The 26,124-nt window shown below is 56.2% G+C and carries 20 protein-coding genes; 11 read left to right on the top strand and 9 right to left on the bottom strand.

Annotation, left to right across the window (positions count from 1 at the left end; translation table 11 throughout):
* Positions 1–26: 26 nt before the first annotated feature.
* The 5 genes from QY049_RS13885 to QY049_RS13865 all read left to right on the top strand — a co-directional run bounded on the left by QY049_RS13885 (position 27) and on the right by QY049_RS13865 (position 4,920).
* A complete protein-coding gene (locus QY049_RS13885; protein ID WP_367401190.1) occupies positions 27–1,916 on the top strand; it encodes an FAD-dependent monooxygenase in 1,890 nt (629 codons plus the stop codon).
* Between the two features lie 23 nt (positions 1,917–1,939).
* A complete protein-coding gene (locus QY049_RS13880; RefSeq protein WP_301269522.1) occupies positions 1,940–2,878 on the top strand; it encodes a fumarylacetoacetate hydrolase family protein in 939 nt (312 codons plus the stop codon).
* 211 nt (positions 2,879–3,089) lie between these two features.
* Complete coding sequence (locus QY049_RS13875) at positions 3,090–3,710, top strand: NIPSNAP family protein (RefSeq protein ID WP_301269521.1); 621 nt, start codon at positions 3,090–3,092, stop codon at positions 3,708–3,710.
* Between the two features lie 36 nt (positions 3,711–3,746).
* Complete coding sequence (locus QY049_RS13870; RefSeq protein WP_301269520.1) at positions 3,747–4,334, top strand: VOC family protein; 588 nt, start codon at positions 3,747–3,749, stop codon at positions 4,332–4,334.
* Positions 4,309–4,920: a VOC family protein gene (locus QY049_RS13865; RefSeq protein ID WP_301269519.1), complete on the top strand. Its 612-nt coding sequence runs from the start codon at positions 4,309–4,311 to the stop codon at positions 4,918–4,920. Before QY049_RS13870 ends, QY049_RS13865 begins: the two co-directional genes overlap by 26 nt.
* A gap of 55 nt (positions 4,921–4,975) precedes the next feature.
* Here QY049_RS13865 and QY049_RS13860 read toward each other — a convergent pair whose 3' ends face one another.
* Entirely contained in the window at positions 4,976–8,449 is a 3,474-nt protein-coding gene (locus QY049_RS13860) for a pyruvate carboxylase (protein WP_301269518.1), read from the bottom strand.
* Positions 8,450–8,767: 318 nt separating this feature from the next.
* Here QY049_RS13860 and QY049_RS13855 point away from each other — a divergent pair, with 318 nt between their 5' ends.
* Together QY049_RS13855 and QY049_RS13850 are read left to right on the top strand one after the other, a co-directional pair.
* Positions 8,768–10,144: an MFS transporter gene (locus QY049_RS13855; RefSeq protein WP_301269517.1), complete on the top strand. Its 1,377-nt coding sequence runs from the start codon at positions 8,768–8,770 to the stop codon at positions 10,142–10,144.
* Positions 10,145–10,325: 181 nt separating this feature from the next.
* Positions 10,326–11,237 carry an alpha/beta fold hydrolase gene (locus tag QY049_RS13850; RefSeq protein WP_301269516.1) on the top strand — a complete coding sequence of 304 codons (912 nt, stop codon included), beginning with the start codon at positions 10,326–10,328 and terminating at the stop codon, positions 11,235–11,237.
* Positions 11,238–11,321: 84 nt separating this feature from the next.
* Here the strand turns inward: QY049_RS13850 and QY049_RS13845 are convergent, their stop codons facing one another.
* A complete protein-coding gene (locus QY049_RS13845) occupies positions 11,322–12,092 on the bottom strand; it encodes an SDR family NAD(P)-dependent oxidoreductase (RefSeq protein WP_301269515.1) in 771 nt (256 codons plus the stop codon).
* A 308-nt stretch (positions 12,093–12,400) separates the two neighbouring features.
* On the opposite strand from QY049_RS13845, the gene QY049_RS13840 reads away from it, so the two are divergent.
* Positions 12,401–13,627: an ABC transporter substrate-binding protein gene (locus tag QY049_RS13840; RefSeq protein WP_301269514.1), complete on the top strand. Its 1,227-nt coding sequence runs from the start codon at positions 12,401–12,403 to the stop codon at positions 13,625–13,627.
* A gap of 72 nt (positions 13,628–13,699) precedes the next feature.
* Here QY049_RS13840 and QY049_RS13835 read toward each other — a convergent pair whose 3' ends face one another.
* Positions 13,700–14,608 (bottom strand): LysR family transcriptional regulator, encoded by a 909-nt coding sequence (locus QY049_RS13835; RefSeq protein WP_301269548.1) that lies wholly within the window; start codon positions 14,606–14,608, stop codon positions 13,700–13,702.
* A 98-nt stretch (positions 14,609–14,706) separates the two neighbouring features.
* Between QY049_RS13835 and QY049_RS13830 the strand changes: the two genes are divergently transcribed.
* The 3 genes from QY049_RS13830 (at position 14,707) to QY049_RS13820 (ending at position 16,472) form a co-directional block, all read left to right on the top strand.
* On the top strand, positions 14,707–15,462 hold the full coding sequence (locus QY049_RS13830) for an SDR family NAD(P)-dependent oxidoreductase (protein WP_301269513.1): 756 nt from the start codon (positions 14,707–14,709) through the stop codon (positions 15,460–15,462).
* Between the two features lie 100 nt (positions 15,463–15,562).
* Positions 15,563–16,003, top strand: coding sequence for a nuclear transport factor 2 family protein (locus QY049_RS13825; RefSeq protein ID WP_301269512.1), 441 nt, complete (start codon positions 15,563–15,565; stop codon positions 16,001–16,003).
* An 85-nt stretch (positions 16,004–16,088) separates the two neighbouring features.
* Positions 16,089–16,472, top strand: a complete 384-nt coding sequence (locus tag QY049_RS13820) for a nuclear transport factor 2 family protein (protein ID WP_301269511.1) — start codon at positions 16,089–16,091, stop codon at positions 16,470–16,472.
* 321 nt (positions 16,473–16,793) lie between these two features.
* Here the strand turns inward: QY049_RS13820 and QY049_RS13815 are convergent, their stop codons facing one another.
* The 6 genes from QY049_RS13815 to QY049_RS13790 all read right to left on the bottom strand — a co-directional run bounded on the left by QY049_RS13815 (position 16,794) and on the right by QY049_RS13790 (position 25,907).
* A complete protein-coding gene (locus QY049_RS13815; RefSeq protein WP_301269510.1) occupies positions 16,794–17,858 on the bottom strand; it encodes a hypothetical protein in 1,065 nt (354 codons plus the stop codon).
* A gap of 3 nt (positions 17,859–17,861) precedes the next feature.
* Complete coding sequence (locus QY049_RS13810; RefSeq protein WP_301269509.1) at positions 17,862–20,426, bottom strand: DUF3578 domain-containing protein; 2,565 nt, start codon at positions 20,424–20,426, stop codon at positions 17,862–17,864.
* 911 nt (positions 20,427–21,337) lie between these two features.
* Entirely contained in the window at positions 21,338–23,149 is a 1,812-nt protein-coding gene (locus QY049_RS13805; protein WP_301269508.1) for a phage/plasmid primase, P4 family, read from the bottom strand.
* A 429-nt stretch (positions 23,150–23,578) separates the two neighbouring features.
* Positions 23,579–23,809: an AlpA family transcriptional regulator gene (locus QY049_RS13800; protein WP_301269507.1), complete on the bottom strand. Its 231-nt coding sequence runs from the start codon at positions 23,807–23,809 to the stop codon at positions 23,579–23,581.
* A gap of 117 nt (positions 23,810–23,926) precedes the next feature.
* Positions 23,927–24,673, bottom strand: a complete 747-nt coding sequence (locus QY049_RS13795; RefSeq protein ID WP_301269506.1) for a hypothetical protein — start codon at positions 24,671–24,673, stop codon at positions 23,927–23,929.
* Positions 24,666–25,907, bottom strand: a complete 1,242-nt coding sequence (locus QY049_RS13790) for a site-specific integrase (protein ID WP_301269505.1) — start codon at positions 25,905–25,907, stop codon at positions 24,666–24,668. The genes QY049_RS13795 and QY049_RS13790 overlap by 8 nt, the downstream gene beginning before the upstream one ends.
* Positions 25,908–26,124 lie beyond the last annotated feature (217 nt).

Here is a 26,124-nt window from a genome sequence, read left to right as displayed (position 1 = left end):
CGTCAACGAGACTTCGTCACTAACGAATGCGCCGTTGTGGCAGACGATTAGACCTGTGGCCGCCTCCACCCTACCATTTGGCACGTCCCTCGGTTCGAGATGCGATTTCCTTGGGAGCCAACTTTCTTAGTCTGGAGGCTAGCATGCGGGCGGTCGAAACTGATGTCCTCATCATTGGAGCTGGACCCGCTGGCTTAACCGCTTCGGCCCTTCTCGCTCGCGCGGGCGTCAGAGCGATCACTGTCACTAAACATCGCGGGACTGCAGATTCTCCAAGAGCACACATCACCAATCAGCGGACAATGGAGGTGTTTAGGGATCTAAAGGCAGACGGTAACGTCGAGGCCGTAGGCATGCCGCATGAGCTAATGGGGTGCCAAATATTTGCAACTTCGTTTTCAGGCTTGGAGTTGTCGCGAATGAAGACTTGGGGAGCGGGTTCGGATCGCCGCCATGACTACGATAGTTCCAGTCCTTGCCGCATGCATAATATACCCCAGCACGTGCTGGAGCCGATTTTGCTTACTGTCGCGAAGCATCATGGAGCTGACATTCGTTTCAAGAGTGAACTGATTCGTATCCGTCAGGACGAAGGTGCGGTCGAGGGAGTAGTTGCCGATTACGGAGAAGCTGCCGAATACATCATACGTGCGAAATATGTTATCGGAGCGGATGGCGCAAAGAGCGTCGTTGGTGAACAGCTCGGCTTCGATTTTGAAGGCTCAGCGGCGCTCGGCCACGCCGTCAGCGCCTGGGTTGAAGCGGATCTTACCAAGTATACCCGTCATCGGTCAGGTGCGATTGCTTTCATCGCACACCAAGACAGCGATCTCTGGATGAGCGTGTGGCCTTGCGTAAAGCCATGGACCGAATGGAATCCTTTCTTTTTGCGTTACAACCGGGCGCATGGTGACGCCTCAGAAGAAGGTATCCGAACGCATATTGCGGCGGCCATCGGCGATCCTAACATCGAATTTAAGATCAAGAAGATAAGCCGCTGGCAAGTGAACCAGATGGTCGCTTCTAGATATCGCATCAAGCGAGCCTTCCTCGTGGGTGACGCAGCGCACCGTCATCCACCTGCGAATGGGCTTGGAAGCAATACCTCGATCCAGGATTCTTACAATCTCGCATGGAAAATCGCCCTTGTTCTTCAAGGAAGTGCTCCAGAGGCACTTCTCGACACTTACAATTCGGAGCGCCAGCCTGTTGGCCGTCAGGTAATCGATCGAGCGATTCGAAGTCAGCGAGAAATGCTTCCGTGGTCGGACGCGGTGGGGCTGCGGCCTGGCATGACCACGAGCGATGCTCGCGCCAATATCGAGGAGCTATTTGGGGACAGCGAAGAAGGCGCTAAGCGGCGTTATGCCGTTGAAGCGGGAATAAGGATGATGAATGGTCAATTCAATGCCCACGGTGTTGAGTTGGGGCAGCGATACCGCCTCGGAGCCATCGCTGATGATAATACTCCATTCCCGGAATACATCCGAGACCCAGAACTCTACTATCAGCCAACCACGCATCCTGGCGCGCATCTGCCTCACGTTTGGGTCGAGAACGGTCCTGATCGCATCTCGACAATCGACGTCGCCGACTACGGTCGCTTTACTTTGATTACCGGTATAGGGGGGAGCAGATGGCTCGCGGCCGCTCAGGCAGTCTCTGCGGACCTGGGGGTAAAAATAGCTGTCGTCCCGATCGGGATGCGACTTTCGAACGACGATGTTTACGGTGATTGGACGAAGCAGCGCGAGATCAACGATGGCGGCTGCATTCTCGTCCGCCCAGATCGCGTGGTCGGCTGGCGGACAGTAGATCTGCCTTCGGATCCCACTGCAAGTTTACATCGCGCCATGCAGAAAATCCTACAACTAGACTCCACTCCAACAGCAGCCCGCGCTGTGGCGGCTTGCTAAGAAAGGTCAGATACGAGGCTATCATGAAACTCTGCTATTTTGACGACTACAGGCTGGGTATGGTTCGCGACGATATTGTCATCGACGTCAGCTCGACGCTGAGTGAAGTGAAGGCGCGAAACCAGCAGGATCTCATGGCTACCCTGATAGCCGACTTCGCAATTTTCAAACCACGACTAGAGGCCTTGACCAGTGGAGCGGGAACGCCGCTTTCGAAGGTGCAGCTCCGAGCTCCGTTGCCCGCTCCACGCACCATCGTGTGCATGGCCGTAAACTACGACGACGGCCTTATAGTCTCTCCCCATGTGAATGCATTTCACAAGACGCCGAACGCGATAATCGGGCCCGACGAGAAGATGGTTCTTCCCGACGTGCCAGCGAGCGTGTTCGAAGGTGAGGCCGAGATGGCGATTGTCATCGGCAAGCGAACGGAAAACGTTTCGCCGGAAGAGGCGATGGATCACGTGTTCGGATACACGAATTTCATAGACGGGTCTGCTAGAGATCTGCTCCCGACTACGAACAGCTTCTTTCAAATGAAGTCCCGTCGTACCTTCGCTCCGACAGGGCCGTACATCGTGACTAGGGACGAAATAGCGGATCCCCAAAACCTGAACATCAGGTTGTGGGTCAATGGGGAGCTGAAGCAGGATTTCAACACAGCGAAGATGGTGACGAACATTCGCAACAGTATCGCGTGGGTAAGCGCTATCCAGACGTTGGAGGCGGGAGATATGATTGCAACGGGTACCGACCATTGTGGATTGAACGCGTTCCAACATGGTGATCTCGTCGAGCTCGAGACGCAAGGGCTAGGACGGCTCCGCATAAGGGTTCAAGACGATTTGAAGCGGACATGGTCTCGCGAGACGCGGATAGAACGCCACAAAAAGGGCCTCAAAACCATAGCCCCCCAACTGTCTGGAAAATATACTTCGGAGCAATCGGTCGTGAATAGCTGACCGCCGGGACTCTCCCTCTAACGCCAAATGACTTGGTCCTGCGAAGGGTCTCGTGGTGCGGGCGAAAGCCCGCATTTTGCGTTTTGGACGAGTTGCTCTTTCGATTGTTCGCGAACGACGAAAGTCCCGCCCCGATTTACGATTGGACGCTTGATTGGGTCGTACTTACCAAGAGCAGGTACACGCGGGAATGGATAGGAGAAACCTGCGAATGATTGTCGAGATGCGCACCTATACTCTGAAGCCAGGGTCGACCAAGCAATTCGAGGACAATTTCGAGAAAGGGCTGCCCGCTCGATTGCAGCTTTCGCGCCTGGGAGCGTTTTGGCATACCGAAGTCGGCACACTAAATCAGGTCATTCACCTCTGGCCGTACAAGGATATTGCCGAGCGCGATAGCGTTCGGCAAGCAGCCTACAAGCTTCCTGGCTGGCCCCCGGATATTCGTCCTTTTGTCGAGCACATGGAGGCGAAGATTCTTGTCCCCGCCGAGTATTCGCCTCCACTTGAGGAGCGAAGGGTCGGCCCGCTCTTCGAGATCAGCACATTTACCTATTCGCTCGGTTCGATCCCCTCGGTCATGCAGGCGTGGGGAGAGAAGATCGAGGCGCGAATGGCAATGTCGCCGCTGGTTGGAGCTTGGCGAAGTGAGATCGGGCCTCTCAATCAATGGATCCATATTTGGGGCTATCGGGATGCTGGCGAACGTCAGCGGATCCGCGCGGAATCCGTCGCGAATGGTGTCTGGCCTCCGAAATTGCCAGCGGATGCAAAGATCTTGCGACAAGAGAGCATTCTGGCGATGCCAAGTAGCTTCTCGCCAGTACGTTAAAACACTAAAGCATCGAACAGGACACAGGAACAATATATGACCGATGAGAAGACCGGACAGCCTCCCGAAAAGCCAGTTATGCCGAGCGGCATGAATCATCTCGTGCTGAACGTTTACGACATCGAGGAGACGCATCGCTTTTGGACCGAGGTCATCGGGTTAAAGCAGGTGGGGGCTCTTGCGCCGGGCGCGGGCCCGAACGGTCGCCAACGACCCAAGATGCGCTTCTATAGCGGATATGACGAGGGCGCACGCCGGCATCACGATATTGCGTTCGTGGAGAACGCGAGCCTGCCTCCGAAGCCGAAGGAGGGATGGGACATCTACACATCACCGAATTCGATCAACCACATCGCGATCGAACTGCCGAGCCGTGAAGCGTGGCTGCAGCAATTGGAATTCATGCAAAGCAAAGGCGTGAAATTCAATCGCAAGATTGATCACGGGATGTCGCACAGCGTCTATGTTAGCGACCCCAACGGGTACGGCGTTGAGCTCCTGTACGAACTGCCGCGGGAGAATTGGGAGAACGATCTCAACGCAGCGTTCAACTACGCCCGTGAACGGCCGGCCGAAGGTCCCGAGGCGCTGCGGGACGATGGCGAAGTTCCTAAATTTGGCTGACAAGATGATCCAGCATAAGGAGCATTCGACCATGGCGCCTTCGCTCATCCGTGGCATGGATCATGTTGGGATTACAGTCCCAGATTTGGATGCGGCTATCCGCTTCTTCTGTGAAGTGCTCGGGTGCCGCCTCGTCCATTCGCGAGGGCCGACCGCTTGGGCGGACCCTGCCAAATCCGCAGAGGCCGCTCGCTTTGTGACCGAAAACTTGGGCGTTCATGAAGGTACGACGGTAGCTGGCATCGCAATGTTGCGGTGCGGTCACGGGTCGAACATCGAGCTGTTCGACTACCGTTGCTCGAATCGGCGCGAAGAGCCGCCGAACAACGCCGATATCGGTGGGCACCATCTCGGCTTTTACACGGATGACATCGTCGCAGGCGTCGAGCACTTGAAAAGAAACGGCGTCAAAATCCTTGGTGAGGTCAAGACGGTCACGTCGGGGCCGGAGGCGGGGCTGTCTTGGGTCTACTTCGTCTCGCCGTGGGGGCTTCACATGGAGCTCGTGTCGTTTCCCTCGGGCAAAGGATATGAAAAGTCCGATCCCGACACGAAGCTTTGGTCCGCGATAGCGCCCGCGGCCTGAGCCAAAACTTCAGACCAAAGTCGGGCCGACGCCATTGGCGTCGGCCTTTTGCCGTTCAAGCGATGACTGCGAGTAGGTCTTTCGCATCGACCTGCTGTCCGACCTGCACGAGGATCTCGCTGATAATTCCATCTTCTTGAGCGTGCAATACAGTTTCCATTTTCATCGCTTCGATGCTGAACAACACGTCGCGCGCCTTGACGCTCTGGCCCACCGTCACCGCGATGTTCGAAATAGAACCCGGCATCGGCGCGGCGACCTGCTTCTGATCACTGGCGTCAGCTTGTCGGCGAGCTACCCGGTTGGCGCCCGCAGCATGGTTGCGGACTTTGACGATCCGTTGCTGGCCGTTGAGCTCGAAAAAGACCTGAGTTTCGCCATCCTGATCGGTTTCGCCGATCGTCAGGAGCCGAATCTGAAGGCGCTTTCCATGTTCGATTTCGATGGAACACTCCTCGTTCGGACGCATCCCGTAGAAGAACACTGAGGTCGGAAGTACCGATACGGGGCCATACCGACGGGTCGAATCCACGTATTCGAGAAAAATCTTCGGATACATCAAATAGGAGACAAATTCATGCTCCGATATCGGGCGACCACATAGCCGCTCTGCTTCGCTCCTCTCGCGCGCAAGATCCGCATCGGGCAACAGCGCGCCCGGGCGGCAAACGATCGGGGTCTCGCCTTTTAGAGCTTTGAGTTGCAGTGTCTTGGGCCAACCTCCGGGCGGCTGGCCGAGATTTCCTCGAAGCATGTCGACCACAGAAGCAGGAAAGGAGAGTTCCTTTTCCGGATCTTCTACATCTTGGCGCGATAGCCCTTGACTGACCATCAGAAGCGCCATGTCACCAACGACCTTCGAGGACGGTGTTACTTTGACGATATCGCCCAACATTTCGTTCACCGTGCGATAGGTGGACGCGATCTCATGCCATTTCTGATCAAGACCGAGCGAACGGGCCTGTTCCTTGAGATTTGTGTACTGCCCACCGGGCATCTCATGCAAATAGACTTCTGACGCTGCGACAGCCTGGGCACTTTCAAAGGCCGAATACTGATTTCGCGTCGTTTCCCAGTAGTGGCTGATCCGACGAACGGCGTCCGCACTCAGGCCGCTATCTCGGTCTGTGTGGCGTAAAGCCTCAACAAGAGATCCCAAGCATGGCTGAGACGTGGCCCCCGAGAACGCGTCCATGGCGGCGTCGATAGCGTCTACGCCCGCGTCAACGGCGGCCAAAAGCGTTGCACCTCCCAAGCCCGAAGTATCGTGCGTGTGAAGATGTATGGGGAGGCCGACCTCTTCCTTGAGCGCTTTCACCAGGACTCGAGCAGCCTGTGGCTTCAACACGCCTGCCATGTCCTTTATTCCAAGAATGTGGCAGCCGGCCGCTTCCAGCTCCTTGGCAAGACCAATGTAATAGGAGAGCGAATACTTCTCTCGGGATGAATCGAGTATGTCGCCCGTGTAGCAGATTGCTCCCTCTGCGAGCCTGTTGCTTTCCAGAACCGCGTCGATCGAAACGCGCATGTTCTCGACCCAGTTCAAGCAGTCGAAGATGCGAAAGACGTCCATGCCCGCGGAGGCGGCTTGGCCGATAAAGTGGCGTACAACATTATCGGGGTAGTTGGTGTAGCCGACGCCGTTGGCGCCACGAACAAGCATTTGAGTGAGAATGTTTGGAGCAGCCTGACGAATGAGTGCCAATCGCTCCCAAGGATCTTCGTTCAAAAATCTCATAGCCACATCGAATGTGGCGCCTCCCCAACACTCCAGTGAAAAGAGCTGTGGTAGGCCCACCGCGTATGCCTCAGAAATTGTGGCAATATCGCGCGTCCTCATGCGCGTTGCCAACAATGATTGGTGAGCATCTCTCATCGTGGTGTCGGTGATGAGCACCGTTCGTTGCGATCTCATCCACTCAGCGAATGCTTTGGGTCCAAGGCTGTCGAGAAGCACTCGAGTGCCTTCCTGCGGCGCATACGATTGGTGTTGCTCGAAGCGCGGCACCGGCATGTCACGAACCCGCAAAACCGGCTTGGGTCGGTCGCGCGTTTCCGGGTGACCGTTGACAGTTATTTGTCCGATATAGGAAAGAAGCTTGGTGGCGCGGTCGCGCCGTTCAATGGCTGCGAACAACTCGGGAGTTTCGTCAACGAAGCGAGTACTATATTGGCAAGAAACAAACGTCGGATGGACCAAGACTGTCTGGAGAAACGTAAGATTCGTCGCGACGCCGCGGATGCGGTATTCGCGCAACGCACGCCCCATTCGCGCTATCACTTCTTTGGACGATGGAGCCCAAGCTGTAACCTTTTCGAGCAGCGGATCGTAATGACGAGAAACGACTGCGCCCGTGTAGGCCGTTCCGCCATCGACCCTGATGCCCAGGCCGAACGCCCCCCGGTATGCTTGAATCCGACCGTAGTCGGGTATGAAGTGATTTTCAGGATTTTCAGTCGTAATTCGACATTGCAGGGCGTGCCCATTCATTCGGATTTCTTCTTGAGGAGGAATTCCGGTTTCCTCGATGAAGCCGAGGCGGCCACCTTCGGCGATCCTGATTTGCGCCTTGACGATATCCAGACCGGTTATCTGCTCCGTGACGGTGTGCTCTACTTGAATTCGCGGATTGACCTCGATGAAATAGAAAGCGCCCGTGTCGGCATCCATGAGGAATTCGACGGTTCCTGCGCCGACATAGTTTGTGGCGGCGCCTATCCTTAAGGCGAATTGGCAAAGTGCGTCCCGGGAATCCCCCTCAAGATATGGCGCGGGCGCACGTTCTACGATCTTTTGGTTTCTCCGTTGGATCGAGCAGTCACGTTCGAAAAGATGCATTTGTCGTCCGTGGGTATCGCCCAGAAGTTGGACTTCCACGTGCCTTGCCCGCCGCACCAGTTTCTCGAGATATACCTCGTCCTTCCCGAACGTCGATTTTGCCTCCCGCCTCGCGCTCGCGACGGCTTCCAGAAGCGCTGCTTCATCCTCGATCGGCCTCATCCCGCGTCCACCGCCGCCCCAGGACGCCTTCAACATGACGGGATATCCGACCTCCGCGGCAATTTGCAGGATAGCATCGTTATCGTACGGCAAGGGTGGCGACGCCGGCATTACGGGCACACCTTGACTCTGGGCCAGATTGCGGGCTGCCACCTTGTTTCCAAGCGTGCGCATCGTGAGAGGCGTTGGGCCAATGAAGATGATGCCAGCTGCTGCACAAGCTTCGGCGAACTCGGGGCTTTCAGAGAGAAAGCCGTATCCGGGATGGATCGCATCCACCTTGGCGCTGACGGCCACTCGGACAACTTCGTCGATGGAAAGGTATGCCTCGATAGGTCCGAGCTGCAGCTCTCCGCGAGCGCCGCGCCCCACCTGATATGCTTCGTCGGCCTTGAAGCGATGCAGCGAAAGTGTGTCTTCCTCAGCGTAGATGGCTACCGTTGCTATGCCCATTTCGGAGGCGGCACGAAACACCCGAATTGCGATTTCGCCTCTGTTGGCAACCAGAATTCGCTTAATGTTGGACAACGCACACTCCTTAGCTATCCGACGCGATAGTGTCGGTCTAGGGAATTGCTTTACGTAAGCGGGCAAATCATAGAATTCGTCTCTTGCGAATGCTCCTTCCCGATAAGTCATCCGATGCACGAAAGCGCCCCCGCGCGGCCGTCTGCGGAATGCCGCGAGAAGCTGGCACGCGGTGCCACGTAACTTGCGTCCGGACGGGTCGTGTTATCCAAGCGCGAAGGGACGCTGATCTCACACGAATGGACCCGAGCCTTGATTGTGAAGAAGGTGAGGTGCGCAAATGTCCTCGACTAGGCGGCGCATCCCAGGGGAGTCATCTTGCACGAGCCGTTGCCCAGCAAGCCGAACAAGCAGTCCAATGATATCTACGAAATGGGTGCGCTCGCGGGCGCCTCTGCCATTACGGCACTTCACTTCAATATGATTGTCGTTGCTCTTCCCAATATTGCAAGCGACCTGGTGGTTCCTCCGGACGTTTTGCAATGGGTCGTGACGGCGTTCTCCTTGGCGTACAGTGGCTTTCTCTTGGCGGGAGGAAGAGCCGCGGACGTCATCGGGAGAAGAAAGGTGTTTCTCGCGGCTCTGCTCGTGTTTGCTCTTGGCTCGGCCCTGGGAGCGTTGGCCAACCGCACGTCCGTCCTATTGATAGGACGGGTGATACAGGGACTGGGCGGTGCGCTTCTCTTTCCTTCGACACTGTCGTTATTGAACAATCTATTTCCCGAAGGGCCTGCTCGGCATCGAGCGTTTGGAATTTGGAGCCTCGTTTCATCGTCGGGAGCCACATTCGGCGCGTTGGCGGGAGGCGCGCTCGTGCATGCCTTGGGATGGAGGTCGGTATTCATCATCAATCTTCCGATGGTGGCGCTGACAGCGCTCTGTGCGATCCTGTCCCTTCCCGCGGACCAACCTCGCGCTGGACGTGTGAGTTGGTGCGGCGCATGTGCCGCCGCGGGTACGGTTACCGCGTTCATGACGCTCCTGGCTCAAGCAGGAAAATGGGGGGTGCTGTCACCCAGCTCCGGCGCCGTCCTTTGCTTAGGCTTGATCTCTGCCGGGCTGAGCTTCCGCATCGAGAAGAAATCGTCGTATCCGCTCGTCGATCGAGCCGTGTTTGGAGAGGGAACCGTTTCCATGGCGATGGTGCTTGCCGCGCTGTTCATGGGGACTTTCATGATGCTCCCCTATTTCCTGACGCTGCTGTTCCAGCAGACCTACGAATACGACCCCGTCAAGGCAGGTCTCGCATTTCTCGTCCCAAGTTTGAGCATCATGGCCGGAACGCAGCTCGCAGCGCGCATAGTCGCGCGGACCGGAGTTCGGACACTTTTAGCGACAAGTTTCGCGCTCGGCGCTGTTGGAACACTGTGGCTCGGTTTCGAGCTTAATGCATCGGCGAACTATCCCCGCCTTGTCCTTCCTTTAGTTTTATTCGGCATCGGCCAGGGCGGTGCATGGAATGGGATTTGGATCTTCGCCGGACTGAACGTGTCTCGCGCGCGCCAAGGCATAGCGTCCGGTTTGGTGTCTACGTCGATGTGGATAGGAGGTGCGGCTGGTCTCACCATCCTTGTCCGCATATCGGAGACGCAAGGCTCATCATCCGGGCACACGAATGTAATGGCCGTATTCGGAACGGCAGCCGGCGCAATGCTGTTCGCTGCCGTCGTAGTCGTGCTTTGGAGACGAGACTGAGCGCTGCTTTCAGGAAGCCAGTGGATCGGCAACTCCCTGGTGTATTTGAAGCTCGCCGTCGTCTACTGGAGCATTCTTAGTCCAAGAATGATGAAGCGTTCTAAACGAATGGACCGAGGCACTAGCTGAACCTTACGATCGGGCATCTTACTGGCCATCACGCTACGCGGGAGAACTCTGAATGTCCGACGATTACAAGAGCATCTGGACCGAACTCTGTAAGCTGCCCCTCAGGCAGGATTACGTAGATGCCAAGGGCGTGAAGACGCGCTACATCAACGCTGGGCCTAAGTCTGCGCCAAAGGTGATAATGCTGCATGGAATGGGCGGCAGCTGGGAAAACCTTTATTGCAACATCGCGGATCACGCCCAGCACTTTGATACTTACGGCTACGACATGGTCGGTCACGGTTTCAGCGACAAGCCGGACAAGCCACGCAGCACCGTTGAGTATGCGGAGCATCTGCTTGCCTTCATGGACGCGATGTCCATCGAGAAGGCCTCGCTCCTGGGTCTGTCTTTGGGCTCATGGGTGGCAACGAAGTTCGCCGCAATGTATCCCGATCGGGTCGAGAAGGTCACGATGGTTTCGGCTTGGGGCCGCCCCTATACGAGCGAAGCCGAGGTCGAGAAGAACCGTGCTCTCATGGCATCCAGCCGTGAGAGGCGGCTCGCCGCTGTCGCAAATCCGACCTGGCAAGCCATGGATGAGGTCTTCGCGCATCTGATCTCCGACCCCAAAAAGCGCGTGCCCGACCTCCTCGCTCTGCGGCAAATCATCTATAGGCAGCCGGAGATGAAGCGCGCCATGGAAAACATTCTGGAGGGTCTAAATCCTGATACTTGGAACACCAATGCAGTCAGCGACGATGAGGTAAAAAAGATCCAGAATCCCTATCTGATCGTCGCGGCGATCAGCCACAAGGATGTTTTCCTCGAGAGTGCTTATGCCTATGCCAAGCTCTTGAAGAACGCTCAACTCATCGAGTTTCCGGGAACGTCCCATTTCCCTCACCTCGAGCGGGCATCAGACTTCAACCGCATGAACATCGAGTTTCTCCGAGGACAATTGAAGGAGCGGCACGTCGCCTAAGCTGGCAGTCATCCTCCCGAGACTGAGCCCGGCAGCAAAGCCGGGCTCGTTTTTTAGTCGGTGAACCAAGTACGGATGCTCCCATCACAGAGCTAGAAGGCCGCCATCGATGGGCAGGACCGTTCCGGTCACGTAACTCGATCTGTCGGACGACAGGAATAACACCGGCCCGGCTACCTCGTCGGGTTTTCCCATCCTGCCGAGAGGAGTGCGGTCTCTGAAATATTTAAGGTAGTTTTCATCCTGCCGCGAGGTGTGGGTCATTGGGGTTTCGATGGGGCCCGGCGCAACGGCATTTGCGCGTATCCCATACTCCGCTAGCTCGACAGCGCAGGCGCGCGTGAATTGGGCGACAGCAGCTTTAGACATCGCGTAGGCCGACATTCGGAAGGGAAGCGAGATCTGGGATTGGATCGAGGCGACACTGACTATGGTCCCGCGCGTTTCTCGAAGGTGGTCCAGGAAGGCGTGGACTGTGAATGCAAGGCCATCGACGTTTATAGTTTGAAGACGCTTCCATACATCGAAATAATTGTCGGACCCGACTGCGCTCCTCGTAGCGACACCGGCGCTATTTACCAGAGCTGAGATCCGGATTCCCATACTGCCAAGTTCCGAACTGACTCTCTGAGCCGTCGAGAGATCGGTTATGTCCCAGCCATAGGCGAGCGCTTCGCTTCCATCGTTTTTTATCTCGGCGGCAACTAAGGCCGCACCTTCAGCATTCCGGTCGCCGACGATCACGCGAGCTCCTGATCTGCCAAATGCATGAGCGACCGCTTTTCCGATGCCGCTCGCTGCGCCTGTGACCAGCACGGTCTTTCCGTCGAACTCAGTTGTGCGGCTCAAGATCATCGTTCACTCCCTGCTGCTTCGTTCGGCGAACTGCGCGACAAACGGTTGCGACATTGTCGAAGGTCATTACGATGAGACAAGAGGTGCAGCGTGCGTCTTTTGAGAACTCTCATTCTTTTCCATGTGCGGCCAATCGTCGATAGTACCATCTCTCAATGGTGAGAGCTCTTTTACGCGGCATTCGTCTCCGGAGAAGGATGAGTGGCAGGAGATGAATCGACACAATTGGGACGACGCGCGATTTTCGGTCTCCTGACAGTCGCGCGCTGATCCAAGCGTAATGGCGCAAAGGCGACGAGGAGGAGCTCATGCGAAGGAATTACAAGCGGGTCATCTTGTGTTCTGGTTTGGCAATATTGCTTGGTGTCGCCCGTAGCGAGGCGGCCGGAAAGTATGATCCGGGAGCAAGCGATTCGGAGATCAAGATCGGGCAGACGATGTCTTACAGCGGTCCGAATTCGTCGTTCGGCGTCATCGGTACGGTCTTCGCGGGCTATTTTCGGAAGGTCAACGACGAGGGTGGTATTCGCGGCCGAAAGATCAACTTTATTTCTTACGATGATGCCTTCAATCCCGCGAAAACGGTAGAGCAGACGCGACGCCTCGTCGAGAGCGACAAAGTGCTATTTACGGTTGGCTCGCTCGGCACCGCGCTGCAGCTTGCTGTGCAAAAATACATGAATTCGAAGAAAGTCCCGCAACTCTTCATCAGCGGCGCATCCTCGCGCTGGGAGGATCCTGAGCACTTTCCATGGACGATGGGTTATGTGCCGAGTTATCGCGCCGAAGGGCGAATTTACGCGCGCATGCTTCTCAAAGAGAAGCCTGACGCGAAGATCGCGATTTTGTATCAGAATGACGACTACGGAAGAGATCTGATCCGCGGGGTAAAGGACGTATTCGGAGAGCGCGCAGCCTCGCTGATCGTCGCTGAGGAAGCGTTTGAGATCACCGAGCCGACTATTGATACCCATATCGTGAAACTCAAGGCGTCTGGAGCGGATACGTTCTTCGATTTCACTCCTCCCAAGTTTGCCGCTCAGACCATCCGGAAGGTGGCCGAGATCGGCTGGAAGCCTTTTCATGTCCTGAATACGGTCAGTTCCTCCATTGCCACCGTCCTTCAGCCGGCCGGTCTGGAGAACGCCGAGGGAATCGTCTCGACGGCTCATTCCAAGGATCCAAGCGATCCTCGCTGGGACAACGACCCGGGAATGAACAGGTACAAGGAGTTCGTCAAAAAGTACGTTCCGGCGATCAATCCCAACGACTTCTTGGCATCAAACGCCTACGACGCCGCGCAGACGATCGTTCTCGTGCTGAACGAGTGCGGCGATGATCTGACGCGGGAGAATGTCATGAAGCATGTGGCGAACATCAAAGGTCTTCATCCGGATGGCAAGCTTCCTGGTATCGACATCAATACTAGCCCGACCGATTATGCTCCGATGGAGAGCCTTCAGGTGATGAATTTCCAGAAGGACCGATGGGTGCCAGTCGGTGACGTCATTAGCGGAGAACTCGATCCGCATTAATCCAGCAAGGACGGTGTCAGCCCGCCTCGCGGTCGGGCTGGACACTTCGGCGGACGAAGAGGCGAACAACGGTTAGGAGGATCGCGATCGAAACAAGTGATCGGCCAGGAAATCGCTCAGTACTTCGATTTTTGCGGGGCGAGTGCGGGCCGCGGGTGTGATGAAGTACACCCCGCCTCCGGGAAGCTTCCAATCCGGTAGCAGGACCTTGAGTGTTCCGCCGGCTAGGTGGGGGTCGGCGACAAAGGAAGGAAGCTCGGCAATCCCTATTCCATCCAAGAGCGTAGGCAGCAAAGCATCGATGTTCGTCACGGAGAGCGGCCCGATGGGGGTCACCGAAGCCTCTCTTCCATCTGGATGCGTAAAGTGCCAGCTGCTCGTACGCGTCCGGTAGGCATAGCCGAGGCAATGATGCGCATTGAGTTCCGCGGGCGACTGCGGCGCCCCATAACGCTTGATGTAGGAAGGCGCTGCCACGATTACGCGGCCCATATTCCGAAGGCGGCGGGCCACCAAAGATGAATCCGGAAGTGCGGCAATCCTGATCGCTGCATCGAACCCCTCGCCAATCAAATCCACAGTCGCATCGCTCAAGTGCAGATTGAGCGAGATCTCGGGATATTGCCGCAGGAAAGCAGGCGCTATCGGAGCTATCTCGCGCAATCCGAATGACATCGGGACTGCGAGATTGATCGTACCGCGTGGCAGGCTCGACAGCTCGCGAGCTGCCGCTTCAGCCTGCTCCGCCTCCGCCAATACCCTGGCCGCTCGCTCAGCAAGGCGCCGGCCAAAATCCGTGAGCGCGACTTTCCGCGAGGTTCGGTTGAACACCTGGGCGCCCAGACGATCTTCGAGGCGCGTGATGGCTCGGGAGACGGTAGCCACCGACAACTTCAGCGACCGAGCGGCGCCTGCGAAGGAGCGTTCTTCGGCGACTTTCGCGAGAAGGGCCAGTCCTTCGAAGTCGGGGAGATTTGACATAATGTCGACAATCCTGCAACGATGACTTTCAATCATTTCTATATCGGAATGATAGGGGCGTTGTCATCTTGTGTTTGCAACACGCAGGAGTGACCAACATGTCCCAGAAACTTAATGGAAAAATCGCTGTCATTACCGGCGGCACCAGCGGCATCGGCCTCGCCACGGCCAAGCGTTTCGTCGCGGAAGGTGCCGAAGTCTTCATCACTGGCCGACGAAAGCCCGAACTGGATACCGCCGTGACCGCGATCGGTCGAGGTGCAACGGGTGTTCAAGCAGACGCCTCGAAACTTTCCGACCTCGATCTGCTCTACCAGAAAGTGAAGGCCGACGCGGGTCGGATCGACGTGCTCTTTGTGAATGCGGGTGGTGGATCCATGTTGCCGCTCGGTCAGATAACTGAACAACAATATGCGGACACGTTCGATCGTAACGTCAAAGGTGTGCTGTTCACGGTTCAGAAGGCGTTGCCGCTGATTCAGGATGGAGCATCGATCATCTTAACGGGCTCTACCGCCGGGACCGAGGGAACGGCTGCATTCAGCGTCTATGCCGCATCGAAGGCTGCGGTTCGGTCTTTCGCCCGCAACTGGATCCTCGACCTTAAGGAACGGCGGGTGCGGATCAACACGCTCAGTCCCGGCGCTACAAAGACACCAGGTCTTGTCGAACTCGCAGGGCCCGATCCTGCTCAACAGCAGGGGCTGCTCGATTATCTTGCCTCCCGCATTCCCATGGGGCGCGTCGGTGAGCCCGATGAAATTGCAAAGGCCGCAGTGTTTCTGGCTTCCGACGATGCCAGCTTTGTGAACGGCATCGAGCTCTTCGTCGACGGCGGCCAAGCTCAGATCTGAACTGAGCACAAGCACCAACTGCTCTCTATTCATCTCGGATCGCGCCGCAGCTGCTCAGCTCTCGTCGCCAACGATAACACTGCATCTGAAAGGACCAACTATGACCGAGAACGAACGCATTATCCGCAAACTCTACGATGTCGCAGAAGCCCAGGATTCTCGCGCATTTACCGAACTATTCACTCCCGATGGATATTTCTGGGACGTATCTGCCGGCCAACGCTATTTCGGTGCCGATATCGGTAAGACCGTCGATATCTACGCTAAGGCCTTCCCGGATATGCATCGCGCGCTCGAAGTCATCTACGTCACCGGAGACGTGGTGATCGTGGAGCTATCCCTGAACGGAACTCACAAAGGTCCGCTTGCTCTTCCTGCCGGCACTATTCCTGCGACCGGAAAGGAAATCCATGCGCCGTGTTGCGATGTCTTTCATCTCGAGAACGGGAAGGTGAAGTCCTTCCATTGCTACACCGCCGCGACCATTCTGATGGGACAGCTCGGGGTGATGGGGAATCTTCAAGCTGCGCTAGCAGGTTAATTGAATTTGCCAGATCGTCGGCGTCTATAACTTTCCAGATCAGGGCGCGCCTTCTAGGCGCGCCAGCCCTTCAAGGAGCAAGCCTATGCCGAGCCTAGAACCGGACTACGACCATATTCTGCGTTCGAATCTGGGGCGCGTTTTCAACGAACGCGATGCTGCAAAGCGAGCGGAAGCTGTTGCGGAGCTCTTCATTGCAGAGCCCATCATGTACGAGCCAACGAAGGTTATTCACGGGCGCGAAGCGATCGCGGACGTGGCGGGTCAGTTGCTCGAACAGTTCGGGCCCGAATTTGCGTTTGTGCCGAACGGAAAGGCGGTGGGACATCATGGTTTCGGGCAGCTATTGTGGCGCGCGGGTCCAAGAGGCGGTCCGATCGTTGTCACCGGTGCAGACGTCGCAGAGGTCATCGATGGTCGGATTGCACGGCTTTGGGTGATGCTACAATCTGAGAAATCCCCCGACTAGGGGATCGAGTTGGGGGGAACGATACCGCGCCTGTCAAATCACAGCGGGCGTCTCGCTCGACGGGATCTTTCGAAGAGCGTGTCAACGTGTCAACCGTGTCAACCCAGATATCGAGTTCTGGCGCTGGAGGAATTTAGGGGCGCGCTTGGGCCGTACGGGGGGTGGGCTAGGGAAGGACCCGATGGAATCCGAATGACCGCAGCGCTTCCTCCGCTGATACTCTAGGGATCAAAAGCGCAAAACCACGGGACTAATTTCGGAAAGCAAATACTGTTTGCGCAACGAAAGGTTTCGGCCAGTGGCCTAAGCCCGCATTCATCGTCAGTTCGATGCTTGGACAGCGGTTTGCCGTTCAAATCCCTCAAGCAGGCCAGTCAGCGCAAGATGCACATGCTTCCAAGGTACACTTAAGTCAATAGCTGCTATAACGATCTCATGTCCGTCTAGACGATACCTGTGCATAGATCCCTCCCCTGGAGAGGCGTAGACGAGAGCGCCGCGAACCGGGAGCCCCGGCGCTCTGTCCGAAGCGTGCTTCATATATGCGAAGAGCTGGTATAGGTGGCTAGATCTGATCTTGGGCGTTCCCGACGAGCGCGGGAACGGATCAGCGTAGAACTTTGCATCCATCACGATAGTACTTTGAGGGGATCGCAATACTATATCAGTTCGCATAAGCGGCACGAGACTGGGATCGCCGTCCGGCCGGGCGTCGAACCGCCATCGCATGTCCTCTCGTCGCACGGTGAAGGCGCTCTGCTCATAAAAATAGAAGTTGCGCAAGAAATCCTCGAAGACACTCGACATTCGCTCTTCATCGCGCAGGATTTCGGCAAACCGAGTGCCTGAACCGTCTTCGTTTGGGAGCATCGTGCGACAGATAAACTCACACAACTTTATGAGAGAAGAATATTGCGCGTTGTTTCGCGAAAGTTGAACTCTCCGAAAGATGCTCGGGCTTAGCTTGAGCAGAGCCACCTCTCCCATCTTCCGACAGATCAGACGCAGTTCGTGCGCGAGGGAAGCGTCGATCTGGACATTATTAGCGAGCAGGACGGCGGTCGATTTGATGATCTGATTGTGTAAAACGTCATGACATAGCTCATCGACCTGGCAGGAGGCCGCTCCCCTTTGAAGCGTCTGCTCCTTAATGGTCCGATCAATAAGGATGCGTCCGCGTGGCGATCTCAGTTCGCCCTCGAAACCGACGTATCCTCGATCGAGGCCTCTCCGTAAGAGGCGGCGAACCCCGTTAATCATCACCCGCGCAAACAAATTGGGGAGGTCCGGACAATCATCGATCCCGACTTCGGTAGATCCCCCCTCGGGAAAACGCTCCCATGCATAGCAAAAGAGGTAGTAAAGGTTACGAATGGGGATAGTCACGGCTTAACCTGCTAGCAGTCGTTCTCGCCAATCCGCCGCCTTCTTCGGGTCATCAAACCAGTATTCCTCAAGAAGAGGACGGATCTCCGTTTCGATGATCCTTTCGTACCATCCATCAGTGTAGGAGCTATCGTCCTCAGGCACAAAGAAGCTGTGTCCAATTTGAAATCCCGGCCCTAGGTTGATCGTGTCGTTCGCAATCGCGTCGTTTAGCTCAATCATCCGTGACGTGATACGATCTACAATAGCCTCCGGAATCTCTCCAGCTAGCAAATACTGCCTGAAACGAGGAGATGAGAACTGGGGAGACAACGTTACGAACGCGAACCGACGCCGTAGTGCATAATCCACCATTGAGAGGGATCGATCGGCAGTATTCATCATACCGATAATAAAAAGGTTCTCCGGCACGTAAAATTTCCGATCATTGGATCGGGCATAAGTCAGGCGGGTTGCCCACCCGGGATCCCTCTTATCCTGTTCGATCAGGAGCATCAATTCCCCGAAAATTTTGGACAGGTTGCCGCGATTAATCTCATCAATGATGAGAACGTAGTCGCGGCTCGGATCGATCAGGGCTGCCTGACAAAATCGCAGGAATACACCGTCTCTGAGTTCAAAGCCCCCGGCGGGGGTAGGCCGATAGCCTTGAACGAAATCCTCATACGCATAGGACTGGTGGAATTGCACAGCCTCAATGCGGCTCGGGGCATTGTGGCCCATTAGAGCGAACGCAAGCCGTTTGGCGATAAACGATTTACCGACGCCCGGCGACCCCTGGAGAATGATGTTTTTCTTCGCTCGCCAGACGGTAAGGATACTTGCGACTTCCTCCTCGGGCACAAAGACACCTGACATGGCATCTTTGAGCGAATATGCCTCTTCCTCGACTGGAAGAGGGGCGAGATCGGGCGCTGACACGAGGTCTTGCGCTGCTGACGCTGGCCGGGTATCCACAATCTGGTCATAAGCCTTCAGGAGGGTTTCAAGTACTTCTTCGAATCGTTCGTCGGTGGGGAGATCGCTCAGATCGAAACGCTTGTACGCCACCGTTCCGGCCTCGTACTGTCGGCCCCTCCACTTCTCGGTCTTTAGGTTGATAGTGTTACCAAGCTCGATGCCGGTTTGTGTCACCCAACCGATCTGCCCACGGTAGCCTTCCGATCGTTCGGTCAACGTCCGAACGGCTGCATTCCGGCCGAGTTCGTTGACGAGTTGCGTCATGCCCTGATTGAGCGTCGCGTAAATGGTTGCGAGATCTTCGGACACGAGCAGGCCGACGTAAATTCCAGATTGAGTGCTGGTAGTCACATCTCGATTGAGGAGGGCGAACCATGGTATGCTGGCCCACACGCCCTTTCCGAGGCTCCATTGAGTAGTGATGTGCGGACGTTTCGCAACACTTGCCAGATTTTCCAGTCGAGTCTGGATCTCCTCCATCAGATCCCAGAGATCAGGAATTTCCCCATAGGGTCGCTGCCGAGCGACGTCGAGTTTTCTAACCATCTCGCCGAATAGCGTCGCGAAAGATCTTCCCAGCGCCGGAACTGCCGCATAAGGGGACAAATGAGGCGAGCTATTACCTTCAGTTCGGATCGAGGACATGAGTGGCTGAAAGGTACGAGCCATATCACGGGCGACGGTTGGGAGGTCTGCGGAGTCAAGCTCCTGTCCAGTAAACCATCGAGTGATGGCGCCTCCGCCCTCTCCAGCGCCCTCGGGGGATTTGAAATAGCGAAGCCATGCCGAAAGATCGTCGAACTCACGGCGGCCTGGTTCAAGTCTGGACTTGCGCCGAAAAGTCCAGCAATCGCCAAGCGAGCGTTCCAGTTCGACTGCGGCCGGATCGCGAGGGTCGGGCAGCTGCCGATAAATGGCGGGGGCTGCTGCTCGGAGTTTTGCCTTGAGATCTGAATTGGAGAAATCGGATGGGTGTGTCGAGACGTAGAAGCCGAGTTCTACACCTTTACCGGATGCAATTGCGAACAGCTGGGGATTGCCTAAAAATTCTGTAGCATTCTGCTTTCGATAAACACCAAACCAGAGGTCTTTAGGAATTGCACCTCGGACCCCACTCTTCAAATGAAAGCCCGAGGTGAGGCGGACCTCATACTCAGCGTCGCCCAGTTCCTCCTGAACCAGGCGCCCCAGTCGCCCCAACGCAGCATGAACCCTCTCGTAAGCTGCGCTCTCTTCGGAGGAGAGGTCAGCGTACCTGTCGCGGTCACGGCTGAGCCGCAGGAGTTCGACATCGCGTGAATGAATTGAGACGCGTGGAGGCTCCGATGGGCCTCTTACTTGGAACCCCAAGCCTTCGAGCTTGGCTCGCACAGTTGCCTCGCCTCCGCTGAATTGATCAGCCCCGAGTGGCCCCTCGTCTGGAAATTGCTTGCCAACAGCGACTCCGACAATGGCTTTGCTGTCGTAATCCCGCCCATCGTGCTCTAAAAAGTACGTTCGGGAGGGGCCGTAGCCATAGCGAGCGAGAAAGGCCTCGCGGCCAAGTTCATCGTACTCCGCTATGGCGCTAAGCACGGCATCTCTGTCGCTCAATGCGGACAGCGGCATAACTTCTCCCCCAAATGAGTTTCTACAGACTATTCATCGCCGAACTGAGTGTCTCGATCAAGGTCATGGGCCAGCAGAACCAGGCGGAGCGACGGTCATGCCCACCTCGCTAGACCAGCCGTAGCGTTGGAATTCCGGCAGGGCTCAAAGCTGGGGCCTTGCGCGTCCGCCTTTCTACATGCAGGTCGTCCAAGCGATCCTGCGCTGGTCGCCTCGTCGGTCCGTTCTCAGGCCTTATGCTGGGCTTCTCTGCATCGTGCCGGTTTTCGTAAAGACTCGCGCTCGCGCTGGATCACTGACCGGCTCCTGATTGCGTTGGACGAAGAGGCAGACACTTGCAAAGACCAAGGAGAGGGGGCGAGAGCCTGTTGGGAAGAGATCGTCTTTGAGGGGTAGGCTTGAAAGGACGGTGCGACCAGCGGGTGGTGCCGCACCGAACCTACATCGCAAGTCAGGTGATTTGCCTCGTGCAAAAGGAGTTAGTGTTCGGTCTGGAACGTGCCGCAGTGTCTTGGGACGGATGTACATTTCAATGCACCGGCAACCAATTCTAAGCGTTTGAGTCACCCTTTAAGTCCAAGCTCGGCCGACGTATCGAACTAGTCAGAGGTACGGACTGCGTAGGGTGTGCAGGCTGTGAAGGCTGGTAAGCCAATCATCAAAAGCCAATTCCCTTTTCAATTTCATGTTCTTATTCCTTTGTGTGAAGGCTGTGAAAGGTTGGACTAGACGCACGCATGAGAGAAATTGATTGCGGGCTTGGTTTTGCGCAGAACAGCAAATTTGAAGGCGCCGACTTCGGTCGTTACCCGTCATACCCTCCCCAAATCTTCTATCTCTCTGACTCGGCTAATGATTACTGTTTGTGAAGGGGGCGAAGCCCCCTTCACGCAGCGACCTACCCGTCACGGTTAAACGGGAACGATGTCATCATCGCTAGGACGGGACGATTTATCCGAGAGGCGTCGCGAAGGAACGTTCTTCAATTTGATATTGAGATAGCGCATTCCAGTTCGGTGCTTCTCTTTAAGGAAGCCCTTCTGCAACATCGCCGTCGCAAAGCTCTTTTCACGCCAGGGACGAACAGCGTTGGCGCTCGACCAGCTCACGAACGCATCATACAGCTGCCGAGCGAACACGAAAGGAGGTTCCGCCTCAGAAGTCGAAGGAGGCACTCGTTCCACGCATTGAGCGAGAAACGTGCCGACCGGATCCATTTCCTCGCGATATTCCGCAGTCGCGTCGCTGACCTCCTTGGGCGTTTGCAGGCCGTGATTAAGATAGTCGAGAGTGCCCTTGATGAGCCAGTTCAAGATGCCGGATCGCTCCTGCCAAAGCTCCTCCATCACCTCATCCATCGGTCGCTTCTCGGCGTTCGAAATCGTAACCGGCCAAGGCACGAAATTGACACGCCGCCAAATACCATGGTCCACCCCGCTGATTTCCGGCTTGTGGTTTCCAGAAAGCACGAGCTTAAAGGTTGGTCGAAATTCAAAAAATTCTTTGTTCAGTGACCGCACGAGCATCGGTTCGCCGCCTGTCAGTGATTTGATCAAGGCCTCTTTGAACTGCACGCCTCGCTCGGGCTCAGATGCGCGCACGAGCCGCGCGCCAGGCAATCGTGCGAGATCAGGGGTTGCTTGAGCTCCCGACCTCTGCTGGTCGCCCGACAAAGATTCAAACGCAATCGTTGCGCAGTACGGTCCCATAATTCGTGACACGATCTCGACAAAGGTCGATTTCCAATTCGAGCCGGTCCCGTAATAAAAGGCGAAGCATTGATCCCCAGTGAGCCCGGTCAACGAGTACCCGTGGTAACGCTGAACAAAATTGCGAACGGGGTCGAGGGGCAGAAATCGCCTTACGGCAGCTTCGAAAGTTGGGCAACTTGCTTCGGGATCGTACTTCACAGGCGCCACCTTGCTAATGTTGTCGGCCCGAGAATGCGGATGCAGTTCGACCCGATAGCTTTTAACACTGTGCTCGACGTAATCAGAAGTGTCAGGATCCGGGCTCTCGTCGCAGAGAAATCGGATCGTTCCGTTTTCGACGTTGAATGCCAATTTTTCAAAATCGAGCTCATCGATCGTCGCAACGCGGTGCGGCTGTGCCTGCTCAAGCATTCCGCGGATTTTCCCGCTGTTGCCGGACGAGACGGAATATTTCTGGCGGATGAGACGCCGAGCCGCGACGGCATTTGTGGCGTAGTCGCCACCCGCAACGATTCGGGTCAGCGTTCCCCAGCGTTTGTCCTTTTTGGCGTCCGCGCCTTGGTCCCTTTCGATCGCCTCCAAGGCCGGCCGCGCTGTCTCGGCAGCGTCGATGAGACCTTGCTCGTGCGACGTCGGCAAAATCACGTCACTTTCGAGAGCGATACGAGCGGCCGTTTCTTGTGCAAACAACATAGCAGTTAGAGCACCGCCCTCCTGTTCCCAATGCGTGCCCTTCCAAACGTGCCATCCGACATCTCGGACGTGAAGAAGGTTAGCCCCAAACCATTTGAGCAGCCGTTGGCCATTTCCAACGTCGTTTTGAGGTTCTTTCGAGCAGGCGACCAACACTTCTTTAGTCAACTCAGCATTCGGCGGATCTTCGCTTGCCTGTGCGGCGGGGTGCGGGGCGTATTGCGACCCAATGCCGTAATGAAAATCGGAGTTGGTTTCCGCTTCGATCATCCTGCAGATCCGTTCGTGAGGCGGAATGTGATTTTCGTCGTTTTCCACTTGTAGTCTCTTTCGTATCGGTGAGAATTGGCGGCGGCGCCAACAAATTCGTTAGGCGCACGGCGCGGCGATTGCGCGTCGACGGTTCACGTCAAAAGCGCATGGCTATCCGCACTCGAAGATCGAGTTCGGAATCTTGAATCGGCCGTAGCCGAAAGTTTGGTGATGGTCTCGGCGAGCTTTCGCGTGTCGGAGGGCGGAAGCCCGTAAGAGCTTAGCCTCTTATGGCTGGCTGTGTATGAGCGCGCTGTCGCAGCTTATGCATATGTTGCGCAGCATCTTGGAGCGAGTTCCAGCTAACAGTAGACGGCCAGCCTCACAGCCATAAAACTCATAGGCATTTCGATCGATAGCAGTCATTAGAATAGCCGAGATCTTGTTCGAAGGCCTTTTTGGCGGGCGACGGTGCGCTTGTAGTTGCGCCTCTTGTCATCCCACATCAGATGTCGACTTGCGCCGGCGTGAATTCATCCAGCTGTCGATGTCGGACCGCGAATAGCGAACAGTTCGGCCAATCTTGATTGCGGGCGGCCCCTCGCCCGAAACAAACAGTTTAGCAAGCGTGCTCTCGCCAATTTGGAGATGAAGGGCGGCCTCACGTCGAGTGAGCCACGCTTTGGGGACGAAATCGGTAGTCTTGGGTTGGGCGATCGAAGACATGAAGTTGCTTTCAAGTTGGTGCGTTAGAATCAACGTCCACTCTTTTAGAGCCACTTTTTCGACCGGCCTGATTTTGGAGTTTTTTCACTGATACGACCTATTGTATCAGTTTTTCTGTCATTTTTTCCGAGATTTGCTCGCCTTCATGGCTCGGAAACTTCGCTGACCGTTCCAAATTAGCTTGAGAGTCTGCGAGACGTTTGGAGCTTTGTAAGAGAACTGGTCACCCTTGCTGCGCCACTCTTGGATGAGGCGGCGAGCGACATCGACCCGACGGTATTTCCCGGGCCCATCGACGCAGTTGTACCCTCGAGTGGACAGGGCCAGTAAGGTTTCCTGTATTTTCATTCTGAGGTTCGCCGGCCTCCCTGCCGCTTTTGTCGGTGCGCTAATAGACGCCGCGGCTAGGCTCAATGGCCAGAGGGCTAATACCTGTGAGCCATCCAAGATAGCATGAGAGACCACTTCTTTTCGGATAGCCCCCTTTCGTGGCCGAGACCGCTTTTCGACGACGCCGAATGCGGACACAAGAGAACCGGACTCCGTCGAGACGTCCAACCGGGTCCATTCCCACGGATGGAGTGCCTGGATAGGGCCATTGTTATAAGCGCCATAGGCGATCAATTTTCCCTTCAGTAGAGCTTCTCGAATTTCGGAAAGGAACCGACCATCGATTTCGGACCACAGCTCGCTGTCGAGATCTACGTTGTATGTTTGCGGGAAGCCGCGGCGAACCAGTTCCCAACGAACGAACCAAGCCCAGGTCTCATCAAGCGTCCACCATCTCTCATGCGTCGTCGTATGGGTTATCGATGCGTTGGTAGCCGCGTGGCGGCGGCGGGTCTGACCCAGGTTTTTAGGCATCGCCCATCGCTTTGGAGAGGCTGGCTCCGATCGCATTCGAAGCACGTTTGAGAGGGTCGTTGTCCAGATGTGCATACCGGGCTGTGGTAGCGGGCTGCGAGTGCCCCAACAGCTTCCCGATAATTGGAAGTCCAAAGCCGGCGCCTGCGCCGTAACTGGCGTGTGTGTGGCGAAGATCGTGAATTCTTACCCCCGCCAAGCCCGATCGCGTGCTCACGAGCTTCCAAGGCTTGTTAAGATCATGGCGTGGCTGACCGGCGATATCGCTAGCAATCACGTAGTCATCAACACGCGGAAGTTTTTCAAGAATGGCGACAGCTGGGGCGTTGAGAATAATCGCCTTCTGCCCTGTCTTGCTATCCGGCAATAAAAGGAGTCCTCGCTGCAGGTCGACATACTCCCATTTGAGTTCGAGAACTTCTCGAAGCCGAGCGCCGGTGAGAATCAGAAGCCGCAGGGCGGCGGCGACATGAGGCCCGATTTTTGTCCGGCCGTTTTTCGGGATGTGCTTCGCATTGGGCTGGTTGTTATCAACAGCCCACGGAATGCCCACCGTTTCCGCTTCACGAATGGCGTCTCCCAGGCGGCCGAGTTCCGCTGAGCTCAGGAACCGCTCGCGGCGCTGCTCGCGGAATGCTTGGACGTGACTCGCAGGGTTGTGCCCCTTGGCGACGAGCCCGCAGACGGCAGCGTACCGGAAGACGGATCCGACGAACTCGACGACCCGATTCGCGGTCATTGGCGTCACCTTGCCGATCTTCCGGTGCATCTTCGAAACATCGGCGCTGTCGAGCGCATCGAGCTTGCGGGTGCCGAGGAGGGGAACGGCGTGCTTACGGAGATAGATGCGGTAATTCACGACCGTGCGCGGCTTGAGCTTTGTCTCGGCCTCCTCGCTGAGATAGCGCTCGCCGAAGTCGGCGAATGTTGGCATGGCGCGCTCGGTCGAGCGCTTGCGGGCGGGATCCTGTCCGAGGGCCACAGCGGCAAGAGTCGATTTGGCCATAGTGCGTGCCTGGTCTGGCGTCATGCTTGTGGTGGATCCGAGCACCATCCGCGTCTTGCTGACGCTCCGTCCGCCCGCACCGCTTCGGTACTCCACGCACCACCTCTGAACGCCGGAGGGAAGGACCTTCAGGCAAAAGCCGGTCAGTTCGCTGTCGTAGAAGATGGTTGGCTTGTCGACCGGTTCGATTGCGTCGATGGTCCTTTTCGTCAGCTTCAATACTGGCACTTTGCTCCCCAGAATCGCCACCGAGTCGCCACCGTAACGGGAATGACGGGATATCTCGGGAAATCGCGATGCTAGAGTTCAGTAGTACTTTGAGAGACTTAGGTAAAGCGGGGAGTCTTGGGATAAATCCAGAAAACTGTGAAATTCATACTCATAACCTGAAGGTCATAGGTTCAAATCCTATCCCCGCAACCAAATTCGGAATGACCGGTTCCGA

Source organism: Bradyrhizobium sp. WYCCWR 13022, from assembly GCF_030435535.1.
Taxonomy (GTDB): domain Bacteria; phylum Pseudomonadota; class Alphaproteobacteria; order Rhizobiales; family Xanthobacteraceae; genus Bradyrhizobium.
This window is presented reverse-complemented; position numbering and strand designations above follow the sequence as displayed.

Coding starts and splice junctions, on each gene's coding strand:
- QY049_RS13885 (WP_367401190.1), top strand. CDS start 27: ATGCGCCGTTGTGGCAGACGATTAGACCTGTGGCCGCCTCCACCCTAC.
- QY049_RS13880 (WP_301269522.1), top strand. CDS start 1,940: ATGAAACTCTGCTATTTTGACGACTACAGGCTGGGTATGGTTCGCGAC.
- QY049_RS13875 (WP_301269521.1), top strand. CDS start 3,090: ATGATTGTCGAGATGCGCACCTATACTCTGAAGCCAGGGTCGACCAAG.
- QY049_RS13870 (WP_301269520.1), top strand. CDS start 3,747: ATGACCGATGAGAAGACCGGACAGCCTCCCGAAAAGCCAGTTATGCCG.
- QY049_RS13865 (WP_301269519.1), top strand. CDS start 4,309: ATGGCGAAGTTCCTAAATTTGGCTGACAAGATGATCCAGCATAAGGAG.
- QY049_RS13850 (WP_301269516.1), top strand. CDS start 10,326: ATGTCCGACGATTACAAGAGCATCTGGACCGAACTCTGTAAGCTGCCC.
- QY049_RS13845 (WP_301269515.1), bottom strand. CDS start 12,092: ATGATCTTGAGCCGCACAACTGAGTTCGACGGAAAGACCGTGCTGGTC.
- QY049_RS13840 (WP_301269514.1), top strand. CDS start 12,401: ATGCGAAGGAATTACAAGCGGGTCATCTTGTGTTCTGGTTTGGCAATA.
- QY049_RS13835 (WP_301269548.1), bottom strand. CDS start 14,608: ATGTCAAATCTCCCCGACTTCGAAGGACTGGCCCTTCTCGCGAAAGTC.
- QY049_RS13830 (WP_301269513.1), top strand. CDS start 14,707: ATGTCCCAGAAACTTAATGGAAAAATCGCTGTCATTACCGGCGGCACC.
- QY049_RS13825 (WP_301269512.1), top strand. CDS start 15,563: ATGACCGAGAACGAACGCATTATCCGCAAACTCTACGATGTCGCAGAA.
- QY049_RS13820 (WP_301269511.1), top strand. CDS start 16,089: ATGCCGAGCCTAGAACCGGACTACGACCATATTCTGCGTTCGAATCTG.
- QY049_RS13810 (WP_301269509.1), bottom strand. CDS start 20,426: ATGCCGCTGTCCGCATTGAGCGACAGAGATGCCGTGCTTAGCGCCATA.
- QY049_RS13800 (WP_301269507.1), bottom strand. CDS start 23,809: ATGTCTTCGATCGCCCAACCCAAGACTACCGATTTCGTCCCCAAAGCG.
- QY049_RS13795 (WP_301269506.1), bottom strand. CDS start 24,673: ATGCCTAAAAACCTGGGTCAGACCCGCCGCCGCCACGCGGCTACCAAC.